This window comes from Synechococcus sp. CBW1004 (assembly GCF_015840715.1).
Lineage (GTDB): Bacteria > Cyanobacteriota > Cyanobacteriia > PCC-6307 > Cyanobiaceae > Cyanobium.
Genome location: NZ_CP060397.1, coordinates 1,307,696 through 1,320,791, shown reverse-complemented (window position 1 = coordinate 1,320,791; position 13,096 = coordinate 1,307,696). Strand labels below are relative to the sequence as shown.

General features: G+C 68.9%; 15 protein-coding genes. 7 read left to right on the top strand and 8 right to left on the bottom strand.

Annotated features, from left to right (window positions below; translation table 11 throughout):
- The first annotated feature begins 97 nt into the window (after nucleotides 1-97).
- Complete coding sequence (locus H8F25_RS06410) at nucleotides 98-415, top strand: hypothetical protein (protein WP_197212597.1); 318 nt, start codon at nucleotides 98-100, stop codon at nucleotides 413-415.
- Between the two features lie 180 nt (nucleotides 416-595).
- Nucleotides 596-2,014 carry a thioredoxin-disulfide reductase gene (trxB, locus tag H8F25_RS06405; protein ID WP_197212596.1) on the top strand — a complete coding sequence of 473 codons (1,419 nt, stop codon included), beginning with the start codon at nucleotides 596-598 and terminating at the stop codon, nucleotides 2,012-2,014.
- 359 nt (nucleotides 2,015-2,373) lie between these two features.
- Here trxB and infA read toward each other — a convergent pair whose 3' ends face one another.
- Nucleotides 2,374-2,643, bottom strand: a complete 270-nt coding sequence (gene infA / locus H8F25_RS06400; RefSeq protein ID WP_015108791.1) for a translation initiation factor IF-1 — start codon at nucleotides 2,641-2,643, stop codon at nucleotides 2,374-2,376.
- A gap of 335 nt (nucleotides 2,644-2,978) precedes the next feature.
- Between infA and H8F25_RS06395 the strand changes: the two genes are divergently transcribed.
- On the top strand, nucleotides 2,979-3,587 hold the full coding sequence (locus tag H8F25_RS06395; protein WP_231597203.1) for a pseudouridine synthase: 609 nt from the start codon (nucleotides 2,979-2,981) through the stop codon (nucleotides 3,585-3,587).
- Here H8F25_RS06395 and H8F25_RS06390 read toward each other — a convergent pair.
- The 4 genes from H8F25_RS06390 to H8F25_RS06375 all read right to left on the bottom strand — a co-directional run bounded on the left by H8F25_RS06390 (nucleotide 3,568) and on the right by H8F25_RS06375 (nucleotide 6,429).
- Nucleotides 3,568-3,783: a hypothetical protein gene (locus tag H8F25_RS06390; protein WP_197212595.1), complete on the bottom strand. Its 216-nt coding sequence runs from the start codon at nucleotides 3,781-3,783 to the stop codon at nucleotides 3,568-3,570. The two genes, H8F25_RS06395 and H8F25_RS06390, sit on opposite strands and share 20 nt — an antisense overlap.
- Nucleotides 3,784-4,077: 294 nt before the next feature.
- Nucleotides 4,078-5,040, bottom strand: a complete 963-nt coding sequence (locus tag H8F25_RS06385) for an NAD(P)H-binding protein (RefSeq protein ID WP_197212594.1) — start codon at nucleotides 5,038-5,040, stop codon at nucleotides 4,078-4,080.
- A gap of 61 nt (nucleotides 5,041-5,101) precedes the next feature.
- A complete protein-coding gene (gene petM / locus H8F25_RS06380; RefSeq protein WP_197212593.1) occupies nucleotides 5,102-5,200 on the bottom strand; it encodes a cytochrome b6-f complex subunit PetM in 99 nt (32 codons plus the stop codon).
- A gap of 26 nt (nucleotides 5,201-5,226) precedes the next feature.
- Nucleotides 5,227-6,429, bottom strand: coding sequence for a N2,N2-dimethylguanosine tRNA methyltransferase (locus H8F25_RS06375; RefSeq protein ID WP_231597201.1), 1,203 nt, complete (start codon nucleotides 6,427-6,429; stop codon nucleotides 5,227-5,229).
- A 12-nt stretch (nucleotides 6,430-6,441) separates the two neighbouring features.
- Here H8F25_RS06375 and H8F25_RS06370 point away from each other — a divergent pair, with 12 nt between their 5' ends.
- Nucleotides 6,442-7,467, top strand: a complete 1,026-nt coding sequence (locus H8F25_RS06370) for an alpha/beta fold hydrolase (protein ID WP_231597199.1) — start codon at nucleotides 6,442-6,444, stop codon at nucleotides 7,465-7,467.
- Entirely contained in the window at nucleotides 7,464-7,994 is a 531-nt protein-coding gene (gene ilvN / locus H8F25_RS06365; protein WP_197212591.1) for an acetolactate synthase small subunit, read from the top strand. The genes H8F25_RS06370 and ilvN overlap by 4 nt, the downstream gene beginning before the upstream one ends.
- Nucleotides 7,995-8,141: 147 nt before the next feature.
- On the opposite strand, the gene H8F25_RS06360 is transcribed toward ilvN, so the two are convergent.
- Both H8F25_RS06360 and H8F25_RS06355 read right to left on the bottom strand, forming a co-directional pair.
- Nucleotides 8,142-8,882: a peptidylprolyl isomerase gene (locus H8F25_RS06360; protein ID WP_197212588.1), complete on the bottom strand. Its 741-nt coding sequence runs from the start codon at nucleotides 8,880-8,882 to the stop codon at nucleotides 8,142-8,144.
- 4 nt (nucleotides 8,883-8,886) lie between these two features.
- Nucleotides 8,887-9,432 carry a photosystem I assembly protein Ycf4 gene (locus tag H8F25_RS06355; protein ID WP_197213533.1) on the bottom strand — a complete coding sequence of 182 codons (546 nt, stop codon included), beginning with the start codon at nucleotides 9,430-9,432 and terminating at the stop codon, nucleotides 8,887-8,889.
- 289 nt (nucleotides 9,433-9,721) lie between these two features.
- On the opposite strand from H8F25_RS06355, the gene psbD reads away from it, so the two are divergent.
- Entirely contained in the window at nucleotides 9,722-10,780 is a 1,059-nt protein-coding gene (gene psbD / locus H8F25_RS06350; RefSeq protein ID WP_197212587.1) for a photosystem II D2 protein (photosystem q(a) protein), read from the top strand.
- Nucleotides 10,764-12,152 (top strand): photosystem II reaction center protein CP43, encoded by a 1,389-nt coding sequence (gene psbC, locus H8F25_RS06345; protein ID WP_197212586.1) that lies wholly within the window; start codon nucleotides 10,764-10,766, stop codon nucleotides 12,150-12,152. Before psbD ends, psbC begins: the two co-directional genes overlap by 17 nt.
- Nucleotides 12,153-12,363: 211 nt before the next feature.
- Here psbC and H8F25_RS06340 read toward each other — a convergent pair whose 3' ends face one another.
- Nucleotides 12,364-13,065 (bottom strand): nucleoside triphosphate pyrophosphatase, encoded by a 702-nt coding sequence (locus H8F25_RS06340; protein ID WP_197212585.1) that lies wholly within the window; start codon nucleotides 13,063-13,065, stop codon nucleotides 12,364-12,366.
- Nucleotides 13,066-13,096 lie beyond the last annotated feature (31 nt).

The window sequence follows — 13,096 nt, the reverse complement described above, 5'->3', positions numbered from 1 at the left end:
GCCCGGGGGCTGGCAGCGGGGCTTCTGCAAAGGTGTGTCAACCAACACAACCGCCTGGCCCGTCGCCCGCCAACGTGGTGCCACTCGGGGACTGGCCATGACGGCTCGAAAACACGGCGCGGCAAATGACGGCCCTTCCGAGGATGGCCTGATCGAAGCCGCCGTTCACCGCCGCCTCACCGTCGCGGTCTGCTGGGCGGTGTCCCGGCGCGCCACCCTTGACAGCCGCGAGCTCTACGAGGAGAGCTATGCGATCAACGAAGAGTTCCGGGAGTGGCTGCTCTGCCTGGAGGATCATCCCCTCGAGCTGAGCCAGACGGTGTTGATGGTTCCCCAGGATCTTGGAGCGGGCTGCTGGAACAGCGACCCGGAAGGCCGCAGGAGGCCGGAAAGCGACGGACTGCTCGAAATCTAAAGCAAACCTGAAGAACCGCGACGCGTCCGGCGCTTCGGTTTTCATATCTTCGTCATCCCGGCGGTTCTGCAGTGCAGGCGCGCTCGGGGATTGTTCAGGCGTCTTCCGGCGCTTTGAGGTGCTCCGCCGCACCGGCCCCCTGTCTTCTAAGGTCTAACTCGTAGTGATTCCGCACAAGTCATGACCGACGTCGGGCCCGGCGGTCAGCAAGGTCGTCCCTCCCAGGCTGATCCGGCTGTAGAGAATGTGGTGATCGTCGGCTCCGGACCGGCCGGGTACACCGCCGCCATTTATGCGGCTCGCGCCAATCTGCGTCCGCTGCTGATCACCGGTTTCCAGGACGGCGGCATCCCGGGCGGTCAGCTGATGACCACGACCCATGTGGAGAACTTCCCCGGCTTCCCTGACGGCATCCTTGGGCCCGAGCTGATGGACAGGATGAAGGCTCAGGCGGAGCGCTGGGGCACGACTCTGGTGCTGGCGGATGCCACCGAGATCGATCTGTCCCAGCGGCCGTTCCGGATCACGGCCGACGGCACCACCTATCAGGCCCAGAGCGTGATCCTGGCCACAGGTGCCAGTGCGAACCGTCTTGGACTGCCCCAGGAGGAGCGCTTCTGGAGCAGCGGCATCAGCGCCTGTGCCATCTGTGATGGCGCCACCCCCCAGTTCCGCAACCAGGCGGTGGCCGTGGTCGGCGGCGGCGACTCCGCCTGCGAGGAGGCTGTCTATCTCACCAAGTACGGCGATCATGTGCATCTGATCGTGCGCTCCGGACAGCTGCGCGCCAGCAAGGCCATGGCCGATCGGGTGCTGGCCAACCCGAACATCACCGTGCACTGGAATCGCCAGGTGGCCGATTGCAGCGGCAGCGACTGGCTCGAGGCCATCACCCTCCGCGATGTCGTCAGCGGCGCCACCGAGGAGCTGGCGGTGAAGGGCCTCTTCTATGCCATCGGCCACACCCCCAACACCCGCCTCGTGCGCGGCCAGCTGGACGTCGACAGCCACGGCTATCTGGTGACCAGGCCCGGCCGTCCCGAAACCAGCATCGAGGGCGTCTTCGCCGCCGGCGATGTGGCCGACGCCGAGTGGCGCCAGGGCATCACCGCCGCCGGCAGCGGCTGCCAGGCGGCCCTGGCCGCCGAGCGCTGGCTCAGTCACCACAACCTGGCGGTGGAGGTCAAGCGCGCTTCGGTGGAGCCCGAGGCGGTGGGCGAACCGAAGCGCACGGCCGAGAGCGATGAGGCCAACTTCGACCCCGATGCCCTCTGGCAAAAGGGCTCCTATGCCCTCCGCAAGCTGTACCACGACAGCCAGCGGCCGCTGCTGGTGGTTTACACCTCGCCCACCTGTGGGCCCTGCCACGTGCTCAAGCCTCAGCTGAAACGGGTGTTGGAGGAGCTGGGCGGGCGTGCCCAGGGCGTCGAGATCGACATCGAGGCCGATCAGGAGATCGCCCAGCAGGCCGGCGTCACCGGCACGCCCACCGTGCAGCTGTTCTTCGGCAAGGAGCTGAAGCAGCAGTTCAAGGGCGTCAAGCAGCGCAGCGAGTTCAAGGCGGCCATCGAGGGCCTGCTGGCACCCGCGGCGGTCTGAAGGCGGCGGTCCGCGGCGACGGTCTGACTCGGCAGTCTGAGCGCAACGCCTTCAGGACAGCCAGGAGAACCGCGCGATGAGGTCTGGTCTCGCTGATGGAGACTCCATCCGCAGTTGTCCCACTGCTTCCCGCCCCAGCCATGGTTCAGGGCCTCCCTCACGGGCGGCCGCATGCTGGGTTGTGCGTCTGTCAGGGCAGCTTCGCTCCGCGCCTGTGATCCTGGCCGGGGCACGATTGCAAGGCCCCTGGAGCAGCCGAACCTCGGCCCGCGCTCCGGGCTGAGGGAGCCGTGACATCACAAAGCCCCGGGCCACCGACAGTGGACCCGGGGCTCAGGGACACAGTCCTGGGCAGGCGTTCAGCGGCGACGGGGACCGCCGGGGCGGTTGCCACCCGGGCGGGGACCCGTGGCACCGGCATTGCGCTCGCGATAGGTGATGCGGCCGCGGGTGAGGTCGTAGGGGCTGATCTCCACCAGCACCTTGTCGCCCGCCAGCAGCTTGATGCGGAATTTGGTGAGCTTGCCGGCGGCGCGGCAGAGGCACTGGTGACCGGCAGGCTGCTCCAGGGTGACGAGGTAGAAGCCGTTGCCCTGTTCCTTCTCGATCACTCCGGAGGTCTCGATCATGCGGAAGCGGCTGGGATCGCAAACGGAAAGCAAAGTCTAGGCGCTTGCCGACTCCCGTCCCACCCCCGGCCCTGCGGCTCGGGCATCCTCTGTGCGGGGCCACGGCTCCTGCTTCCGGTCGTCGCGGAGCGGAGCGTTCGCCGGGTAGGGTCCACACCCGGGAGTTTTCTCCCGTTCCGTCGCTGAGCCCGCCATGCTGCTGCCGCCCGTGTCGATGGATCTGGGTCTGCTGTTGATCTCCATCGGTGTGGTCAATCTCTGGCGCCTGCGCCAGAACGGCTGAGCCGCCCCGCGCCAGATCCGTTCCCGGCCATTGTTCAGGGCCAGAGCGAGCCGTGACCGCACTGCTGTTCCATAAGCCCTACGGGGTGCTGAGCCAGTTCACCCCCGAACCCGGCAGCCGTTGGGGATGTCTGGCCGAGTTCATCACCATCCCCGGCGTTTACGCCGCAGGCCGGCTGGATGCCGACAGCGAGGGTCTGCTGCTGCTCACCGATGACGGCCGACTGCAGCAACGGCTCACCGATCCGCGCTGGGGACACTGGCGCCGCTACTGGGTGCAGGTGGAAGGTCAGGTCGACACCACCGCTCTCGAGGCCCTGCGACGGGGCGTCAGCATTCAGGGCCGCCCCACCCTGCCGGCACGGGCGGAGGCGATGGAGGCCCCGCCGGATCTGCCGGAGCGCGATCCGCCGATCCGCCACCGGCTCACGGTGCCCACCAGCTGGCTCTGGCTGGAGCTGCGCGAGGGGCGCAACCGCCAGGTGCGGCGGATGACGGCGGCGGTGGGCCTGCCGACGCTGCGGCTGCTGCGGGTGGCAATCGATCTGATGGACGGCGCCGCGCCGCTGAGCCTGGAGGGCCTGGCCCCCGGGGAATGGCGTGCTGTCAGCGCCAGCGAACAGGAGCGGCTCGCGGCCCTGCTCAGGCGAGGGCGTCTCTGAGCTCGCGCACCGTCTGCAGCTGACCGTAGTAGTAGTTGGCGCGGGCGCGACGATCGGCATCCTCGAGCGTGTCGAGGGCATCGAAGCCGAGGCTCTGCCACAGCTCATGGCCGCAGGCCCGCGTCACCTCCGCCACGGCCTCCTCCTCCAGCACCGCCAGGCGACGCTGCAGGTTCTTGATCTGGGCGATGGCCATGGCAGGGAACGATGGGTGAGGGGCTGAAGGTTCGCCGGCCGCCGGGCGGCGTGGTCGATAGTACGTCTGAACTTGCCGGCGGGTCGCTTGGCGAGCCGGCCCCGCCGGCCTGGCGATGGGTGCTGGGGTCGGGCGGCGGATCGGCCCCCGCTCCGCCGTCGTGGCTTGCCCGTTGCGGTTTCTCTCGGCTGTGCAGGACGTGCGCATGGCATGGGCGGCCTTGAGGTCCCTGTTCCGGATCTCAGCGACCCTGTCCGTCGCGGCTCACTCGCTTCCAGGCCTGGCGTGGACCGATCAGAAGGGCAGCTTCTTCTTGGCCTCCTTGTCGAGGTCCGATTCCATCTCGCGCAGGCGCTTGAGGATGGTGTCGTAGTACTCGCGCAGGTAGTCCTCCAGACGGGTGGTGTCGGCCGGATCGAGCCCGAAGGCGGCGTAGGTCTCCTCCATTGGGGCGTCGAAGGCGGAGCCGGCGTTCACCACCTCGGCGAAGGCGAGCCGCTCGGCCACGTTGAGGCTGCCCTCGAAGAAGGAGGTCACCGACTGCATCAGCTTCAGCAGCACCGGCGAGACGCGCACCACACGCGCCGACTTGCCGGTGTAGCGCTCGCAGAGCTGGGTGATCTCGCCGGTGTTCCAGGCCCTGGGGCCAACCACGGGGAAGGAGCGGCGCACCGTTTCGGGATGACTCAGGGCCGCCACCGCGAAGCGGGCCACGTCCTGGGTGTTCATGTAAGCGATCGGCGTCGGCGTGCCGCTCACCCAGACGGTCTGGTTCTCCAGCACCGGGATGGCGAACTGGCTGATCAGACCCTGCATGAAGGCGGCCACCTGCAGGATCGTGTAGTCCAGATCCGAGGCGGCGAGCCAGGCTTCGCTGCACGCCTTGATGTCCATCAGCGGCACCTGGCGATGGCGGGCCGCATCGAGAACCGAGAGAAAGACCACCCGGGACACGCCGGCCCGGCGGCAGGCGGCGAACAGGTTCTGCTTGCCGGTCCAGTCGATCTCGTAACAGCTCAGACTGTCGCTGGCGCGGGCGGTGGCGGCATCGATGACGGCCTCCTGGCCCTCGAGCGCGTAGTCCAGGCTGTCGGGCTCGAGCAGATCGCCGCGCGTGAGCTCAGAGCCCCATTCCTGCAGGAAGGCGGCCTTGCGGGGGGAGCGCACCATGCAGCGCACACTGTGGCCGGCGTCGAGGGCCTGCCGGGCGATCTGGCGTCCGAGCGTGCCCGTGCCACCGACGACCAGAACCTGCATCATCCATGTCCGGGGGGGCCGAGCCTAGGGCCCGGCCTGTCGGCCCCGCGTCGCCGGAATCTCAGTCCTTGAGCAGCTTCAGGAGCAGGGCGCCTCCGGCCAGGCCCACCGGGATCAGCACCCAGAACATGGCGGCGGTGCCGAAGATTTCAGAGGCCATGGCCCGGTCGAAGGCGAAGGGGCTACCTATTTAGCAGCCCTGGCGGTCCCGGGATCTCGCCGCAGGTCGGCGGCGGTTTTCAGGACGTCCGCCCAGGGGGCGTCGCTGCGCAGCTGCCCGTCCATCACTCCGCTGCTCCAGGCGCCATGGCCCTGATGCCGCAGGGCCTCCACTAGTGCCTGCAGCGTCGGAGGGCCGCCGCCCAGCTGCCGGCCGATCAGCGCCAGGGGCCAGCAGCGTGGCGTGCCGCCCGGATCGGCGGCCAGACGCTTCAGCAGCCGCAGGCTCGCCGGACAGGCGCTGTCAGGCGAGTTCATGGCCTCCTCCAGCAGGCTCTCCAGGGTGGCCGGGTCCTGCACCGGCCCGATCCACAGCGGGCCGCTGATCGCCAGGGGCGGTTGTGTTCCAGGGTTGCCGCCATCGGGCCCGCCCCCCAGGCCGCAGCGGCAGGGGGCCCAGGCCCGCAGCCGCAGCAGCGGCTGCACCTGCTGGTCGCCGCAGCCGTGGCAGTGGGCCAGCAGACCGAGCCGGGCCTCCTCGCCCGCCGCCGGGCTGCGCCGCAGCCGTACGGCCGTTCGGAAGGTGCGGCCTTCGCTGAAGCTCAGCAGCGGTGTCATCCCGCGGCCCTGGGCCCAGGCCTCGCGCGCCACGACGCCCAGCTGCAGGCGCAGGGCCAGCTCCCAGCTGGCGGGATGGGCGCGGGCGGCGGCACCCAGCCGCCGCACCGCCGCCGGTCGGTCGTGGCCGGTGGGGGATCGGCCGTCGCTGCTTGCCAGAACCAGCACGCCGTCGAAGGCCACGGCATCCAGCGCCAGCGGCACCAGGGCGCTGGGGCAGCCGAAGGCATCGAGATCCACCAGCTCGAAGCGCTGCTGCCGCTCCAGGCAGCCCGCCAGCAGCCGCTGGGCCGTCAGGGCGGTGCAGCGAAGCTCCACCGCGTCGGGAATGGCGGCGAGGTTGCTCTCCAGCAGCGGCAGGCGGTCTGGGTCGCCGTCATTGGCCCAGAGGCTGCTGGCGCCCGCCTCAAGGGCGCAGCGCAGGCTGCGGATCCCGCAGCCGGCCATCAGATCCAGCAGGCGCAGCGGTCCCCGCCGAGCCAGCAGGCGGGCCAGCAGCACTGTCAGATCGCGGGCAGGCCGGGAGTCGGGCCGGAAGAAGCCTCCGCCGAGCTGCACGCGCGCCTGGCCTTCGCAATAGTGAGGCGTCTCGCCCCCCTGGCGGGTGATCACCGCAACCGTCCCTTGCCTGAGCCATCCCAGCCTGCCCTGTCCGATCCCACGGCTCACGGAGCCGACTGGGGACGCCATGGCACCTGGCAGTGGCGCTGCCATCCCTGCCACTGGCGCGTGCTGGGGGAGCCCGGACATCCGCCGCTGGTGCTGCTGCATGGCTTCGGAGCCGCCAGCGGCCACTGGCGCCACAACGCCGCCCCCCTGGCCGCGGCCGGCTGGTGCGTGTACGGCCTCGATCTGATCGGCTTCGGCGCCTCCAGCCAGCCCGGTCCCGCCCGCCGGGTGCGGCTCGACAACCGCCTCTGGGCTCGCCAGTTGCAGGGATTCCTGGAGCAGGTGGTGCAGGGGCCGGCGGTGCTGGTGGGCCATTCGCTCGGAGGCCTCGTGGCGCTCAGCTGCAGCGTCTTCTTCCCGGCCTGGGTGCGGGCCGTGGTGGCGGCCCCCCTGCCCGATCCCGCCCTGCTCACCGCGGCGGAGGGCGACGGGATCGGGGCGCCGCGCCAGGCCATCTGGCGCCGCCGGCTGCGGCTGTGGAGCGTGCGGGTCCTCTGCCGCCTGCTGCCGCTGGAGCTGATCGTGCCCCTGATCGCCCATTCACCGCTGCTGGCACTGGGGCTGCAGTCGGCCTATCACGCCCCCGTTCTGGCCGATGGCGAACTGCTGCGCCTGATCGCCAGGCCGGCCCGGCGCCCCACGGCTCCGCGGGCCCTGCGGGCGATGAGCATCGGCATGGCCCTGCGTCCGCATCACGCCACGGCGCCTGCGCTGCTGCGGCGGCTGCGCCATCCGCTGCTGCTGATCTGGGGCCATCAGGATCGCCTGGTGCCGCCGGCCGTGGCGCAGCAGTGTCGGCGCGTGCGCGGCGAGTTGCCGCTGGTGATGCTGGAGCGCTGCGGCCATTGTCCCCACGATGAGGATCCGCAGGGCTTCCATGACGCCCTGCTGGGCTGGCTGGACGGGCTCCAGGCCACCGCCTCCCCCGCTGCCGCGTACCTTTGGGGCTCATCGCTCCCCCCTTCGCCGCCCGGTCCATGAAGCACACCCTTTCGGTGCTGGTCGAAGACGAGTCCGGTGCCCTCAGTCGTATCTCGGGGCTGTTCGCCCGCCGGGGCTTCAACATCGAGAGCCTGGCGGTGGGGCCGGCCGAGAACCGCGGCGTCTCGCGCCTGACGATGGTGGTGGAAGGTGACGACCGCACCGTCGAGCAGATGACCAAGCAGCTCGACAAGCTGGTCAACGTGCTGGGGGTGATCGATCTCTCGACGATTCCGGCGGTGGAGCGCGAGCTGATGTTGCTGAAGGTGTCGGCCCCTGCGGAGAACCGCAGCGCCATCTTCGATCTGGTGCAGGTGTTCCGCGCCAAGGTGGTGGATGTGGCCGATGACGCCCTGACCCTCGAGGTGGTGGGCGATCCGGGCAAGCTGGTGGCCCTGGAACGGCTGCTGGAGAGCTACGGCATCCTCGAGATCGCCCGCACCGGCAAGGTGGCTCTGGAGCGGGCCTCAGGGGTGAACACCGAGTGGCTCAAGGCCACCGCCTCGGTCAAGCGCGTCCCGGCCTGAGGTGGACGGGCCGCCGGATCGGCAGCCGCGCACGCCGATCGCTCCCCGTGGAGTTGGTTCACGCCGGAGAAGGCTCAATCCGCAGACCTTCTATCCGCAGACCAGCGCATCGGCTCGTCGGGCCACTGCGCTGGTCTTTCTTGTCGCTCAGCTCTCGCCCTTCACCAGGGTGCCGCCCTGCAGCACCGTCGCCTTGATGATGCGGTCGCCCTGCTGGATCCGGTCGATCACGTCCATGCCGCTGGTCACCCGGCCGAACACTGCGTAGCGCCCATCCAGTTCCGGCAGGGCCTCGAGAGCCACATAGAACTGAGCGCTGGCCGAGTTCGGGTCGCTGGAGCGCGCCATTGCCACGGCGCCGCGTTGGTGGGTGAGCTCCAGATCACGGCTCTGGGCCGCGGCGGTGATCGGCTGGCCGTAGCGCAGCTCGCCATTGCGCTTCAGCTTGAGCTCCAGGGGAATCAGCCTGGCCTCACCGGTGGCGGGATCGATGAAGCTGCCCATGCCGTGGTTCGCGGCCGGCACCTTCGGATCGGCGCTGCTGGGATCTCCCCCCTGCACCACGAAGGGCAACGGTTCGCGCACCACCCGGTGGAAAGCGGTGCCGTTGTACACGCCGCGCTTGACCAGATCGACGAAATTGCCGGCCGTCAGCGGGGCGTCATTGCCATCGACGGTGATCTGCACGACCCCTCTGCTGGTTTCGAGCGAGACGACCGCCTTGCCCTGCAGGCAGGGGGTGGAGGCGCTGGCGCAACCGAGCGGGCGACTGCCGGCGTCCGGGCTGCAGGCGGCCAGCGACAGCGGCAGCAGGCTGATCAGGGCAGCCAGGAGAACGGGCCGCAGCAGTGCCGACCAGCGGCGGCCGTGGTCATCGGAACGGGTCATCGCTTCAGAGGCCTTCGAGGGGAACGCCGAGGAAACGGGCCAGATTGGCTCCCGCCAGTTCCACCTCGGCCAGGGGCATCGGCTCACCGACGCGGGTCAGGGGCAGGTCGCGGCGCCCCTGCACGCGCAGGGAGAGGCGACGGCGGGGGCTCAGTCCATCGCGCACTTCCACCTTCACCGCCTGGATGTCGCGCAGCGGAATCGCCACCTCGATGGTCTGACGGAAGCCGCGGCGGCGGATCAGCGCCTCGCCGCTGGCGCGGTCGAAGCGGTTGATGCCCGAACCGACATCGAGCACGATCACGAGCCACAGATAGGTGGCCAGCAGCACGGCCGCGATGCCGTAGAGCCCCATCACCAGGCCCTGGGGCACCCAGATGAGATCGGCGGCGTGGCCCACCGGCAGCAGATCGCGGCCGAGGCGGCTCGAGGCGCTCGCCAGCAGGAAACCGATGCCGCCGATGCTGACCGCAGCGGCCACCAGCAGGTTGGAGAGGCGGCGGGAGCCGAGCACCGACTGCTCCAGCACCGTGTCGGTCGCGCTGTTCATGGCGCTGGAACGGTCACGCGGAGAGGGGCTGCCGGCGGCGGAGGCCTGGCTGGACGCCATGGGTCTCTCAATCAAAGGGTGGGAGCGGCCATCCTGGCGCCCGGCGGGACCGTCGACCGGTTCCCCCCGTCCGAGGCGATGGGGCCGGGCCTGCCTGGAGGAAGCCGCGCCAGCCCTGGCATGTCAGCCCGTGTCGAGCGGCCGCGTCGCCCCCGGCAACGTTGTTACGATCTCGCGGTCACCCACAGCCCGCGGGTTTTCCGAACCTGCGACTCACCACCGTTCACCCATGACGATCGCTGTAGGGCGCGCACCGGCAGCTCGCGGATGGTTCGACGTCCTCGATGACTGGCTCAAGCGCGACCGCTTTGTTTTCGTGGGGTGGTCCGGTCTTCTGCTGTTCCCCACCGCCTACCTGGCGCTGGGCGGCTGGCTGACCGGCACCACCTTCGCCACCTCCTGGTACACCCACGGCATCGCCAGCTCGTACCTGGAGGGCTGCAACTTCCTCACCGCCGCCGTCAGCACCCCCGCTGACGCGATGGGCCACAGCCTGCTGCTGCTCTGGGGCCCCGAGGCCCAGGGCGACTTCGTGCGCTGGGTCCAGCTGGGCGGCCTCTGGCCCTTCGTGGCCCTGCACGGCGCCTTCGCGCTGATCGGCTTCATGCTGCGTCAGTTCGAGATTGCCCGTCTGGTGGGCATCCGCCCGTACAACGCGATCGCCTTCTCCGGCCCGATCGCGGTGTTCGTGAGCGTGTTCCTGATGTATCCGCTCGGTCAGAGCAGCTGGTTCTTCGCGCCCAGTTTCGGCGTGGCGGCCATCTTCCGCTTCCTGCTGTTCCTGCAGGGCTTCCACAACTGGACGCTGAACCCCTTCCACATGATGGGAGTGGCCGGCATCCTGGGCGGTGCCCTGCTGTGCGCCATCCACGGCGCGACGGTGGAGAACACGCTGTTCGAGGACGGCGAGCAGGCCAACACCTTCCGGGCCTTCGAGCCGACGCAGGAGGAGGAGACCTACTCGATGGTGACGGCGAACCGCTTCTGGAGCCAGATCTTCGGGATCGCGTTCTCCAACAAGCGCTGGCTGCACTTCTTCATGCTGTTCGTGCCGGTGATGGGTCTGTGGACCAGCAGCATCGGCATCATCGGTCTGGCGCTGAACCTGCGCGCCTATGACTTCGTGAGTCAGGAGATCCGCGCGGCGGAGGACCCCGAGTTCGAGACGTTCTACACCAAGAACATTCTTCTGAACGAGGGCCTGCGCGCCTGGATGGCCCCAGCGGATCAGCCGCACGAAAACTTCGTCTTCCCTGAAGAGGTTCTGCCCCGTGGAAACGCCCTTTAATTCCGGTCTTGTCTCCGTCGGGGGCAAGGACCTCGATTCCACCGGCTATGCCTGGTGGGCCGGCAATGCCCGCCTGATCAACCTGTCCGGCCGTCTGCTGGGTGCCCATGTGGCCCACGCCGGTCTGATGGTGTTCTGGGCCGGCGCCATGATGCTGTTCGAGGTGAGCCACTTCACCTTCGACAAGCCGATGTACGAGCAGGGCCTGATCCTGTTCCCGCACGTCGCCACCCTCGGTTACGGCGTGGGCCCCGGCGGTGAGGTCACCGACCTCTATCCGTTCTTCGTCGTCGGCGTGCTGCACCTGATCAGCTCCGCCGTGCTCGGCCTGGGCGGTCTGTATCACGCCCTGCGCGGTCCCGAGATCCTGGAGAACTACTCCTCCTTCTTCTCGCAGGACTGGCGCGACAAGAATCAGATGACCAACATCATCGGTTACCACCTCATCCTTCTCGGTGTGGGTGCGCTGCTGCTGGTGTTCAAGGCCATGTTCTTCGGCGGTGTCTACGACACCTGGGCTCCCGGTGGCGGCGACGTGCGTCTGATCACCAACCCCACCCTCGACCCGGGTGTGATCTTCGGCTACCTCACCAAAGCCCCCTTCGGTGGTGAGGGCTGGATCATCGGGGTCAACTCGATGGAGGACATCATCGGTGGCCACATCTGGATCGGCCTGATCTGCATCTTCGGTGGCATCTGGCACGCCGTCACCAAGCCCTTCGGTTGGGTGCGCCGCGCCTTCATCTGGAACGGTGAGGCCTATCTGAGCTACAGCCTCGGCGCCCTGAGCTTCATGAGCTTCATCGCCTCGGCCTACATCTGGTTCAACAACACCGCCTATCCCTCCGAGTTCTACGGCCCCACCAACGCCGAAGCCTCGCAGGCCCAGAGCTTCACCTTCCTGGTGCGAGACCAGCGCCTCGGCGCCAACATCGGTTCGGCCATGGGCCCCACCGGTCTCGGCAAGTACCTGATGCGCTCGCCCACCGGTGAGATCATCTTCGGCGGTGAGACCATGCGCTTCTGGGATTTCCGTGGCCCCTGGCTGGAGCCCCTGCGTGGTCCCAACGGTCTGAGCCTCGACAAGCTGCAGAACGACATCCAGCCCTGGCAGGTGCGTCGTGCGGCTGAGTACATGACCCACGCCCCCAATGCGTCTCTGAACTCCGTCGGCGGCATCATCACCGAGCCCAACTCGGTGAACTTCGTCAACATCCGCCAGTGGCTGGCTTCGACCCAGTTCGTGCTCGCCTTCTTCTTCCTGGTGGGTCACCTCTGGCACGCCGGTCGCGCTCGCGCTGCCGCCGCCGGTTTCGAGAAGGGCATCGACCGTCAGGCCGAGCCCACCCTGGCCATGCCGGATCTCGACTGAGTTCATCCCTCAGGCTGATTGCATCCCCTGCATGCCCCCGCCTTCGGCGGGGGCTCTTTTTTTGTCCAACTCCTCAAGCCTTGGGACTTGTGGCTGGGCCTGTGCAATCGGCCTGGCTTCGGGTGGTCAGCCACCGGTGGCCTGATCCATCTCTGTCAGCCGAGCGCGTTCTGGCCATGCCCGATCTCGGCCCCAACCAGCGCGGCGCCGATCAGCTCCCTGGAAAGCCCCCCAGCCAGCGGCGCAGCAGCGGCAGGCTGAGGCCGATCACATTGCTGCAGCACCCCTCGATCCGCTCCACGAGCAGCGAGCCGCGTCCCTCCAGTGCGAATCCTCCGGCGCAGGCCAGCGGTTCGCCGGTGGCCACATAGGCCTCGATCGTGGCGCGGTCCACCGCGGCGAACACCACCCCGGTGGTCACCGTGGCCAGCAGCGGCTCCCGGCCTGGACGCAGCAGGCAGTGGCCGGTGTGCAGCTCCGCCCGCCCCCCGCTCATTCTCTGCCAGCGAGCCACCGCCTCGGCGGGATCCGCGGGCTTGCCAAACACCTCGCCCTCGAAGACGAGCAGCGAGTCGCAGCCGAGCACCGCATCGCAGTCCTGCCCGTCACTGCTGCGTGCCGCGACCGATCCGCTCTCCATCGTGGCTCCCCCGGCGAACGCGCTGGACAGGGGCGCAGAGTCGGCGCCTGTGTCTCCCGGCTCCTCCAGGAGGCTTCTCCAGGTCGTCAGCGGTGTGCACACGGCCTCAGCCACCGCTTCAGCCTTGGCCTCCGCCAGACGCTGCACCAGGCGCAGCGGATCGGAATCGCGGATCGCCTCCTCATCCACGCCGCTGACCCTCACCCGATGGGGGATGCCCGCCTGTTCCAGCAGGCGGCGGCGGGCGGGAGAGGCGGAGGCGAGCAGCAACATCGGCCGTCACAGGCTGAAGGCCACGTTGTCA

Excerpts from the sequence above, each read along its gene's own strand:
- H8F25_RS06410 (WP_197212597.1), top strand. The coding sequence starts at position 98 with ATGACGGCTCGAAAACACGGCGCGGCAAATGACGGCCCTTCCGAGGAT.
- trxB (WP_197212596.1), top strand. The coding sequence starts at position 596 with ATGACCGACGTCGGGCCCGGCGGTCAGCAAGGTCGTCCCTCCCAGGCT.
- infA (WP_015108791.1), bottom strand. The coding sequence starts at position 2,643 with ATGATCGAGACCTCCGGAGTGATCGAGAAGGAACAGGGCAACGGCTTC.
- H8F25_RS06390 (WP_197212595.1), bottom strand. The coding sequence starts at position 3,783 with ATGGCCATCGCCCAGATCAAGAACCTGCAGCGTCGCCTGGCGGTGCTG.
- H8F25_RS06385 (WP_197212594.1), bottom strand. The coding sequence starts at position 5,040 with ATGCAGGTTCTGGTCGTCGGTGGCACGGGCACGCTCGGACGCCAGATC.
- petM (WP_197212593.1), bottom strand. The coding sequence starts at position 5,200 with ATGGCCTCTGAAATCTTCGGCACCGCCGCCATGTTCTGGGTGCTGATC.
- ilvN (WP_197212591.1), top strand. The coding sequence starts at position 7,464 with ATGAAGCACACCCTTTCGGTGCTGGTCGAAGACGAGTCCGGTGCCCTC.
- H8F25_RS06360 (WP_197212588.1), bottom strand. The coding sequence starts at position 8,882 with ATGACCCGTTCCGATGACCACGGCCGCCGCTGGTCGGCACTGCTGCGG.
- H8F25_RS06355 (WP_197213533.1), bottom strand. The coding sequence starts at position 9,432 with ATGAACAGCGCGACCGACACGGTGCTGGAGCAGTCGGTGCTCGGCTCC.
- psbD (WP_197212587.1), top strand. The coding sequence starts at position 9,722 with ATGACGATCGCTGTAGGGCGCGCACCGGCAGCTCGCGGATGGTTCGAC.
- H8F25_RS06340 (WP_197212585.1), bottom strand. The coding sequence starts at position 13,065 with ATGTTGCTGCTCGCCTCCGCCTCTCCCGCCCGCCGCCGCCTGCTGGAA.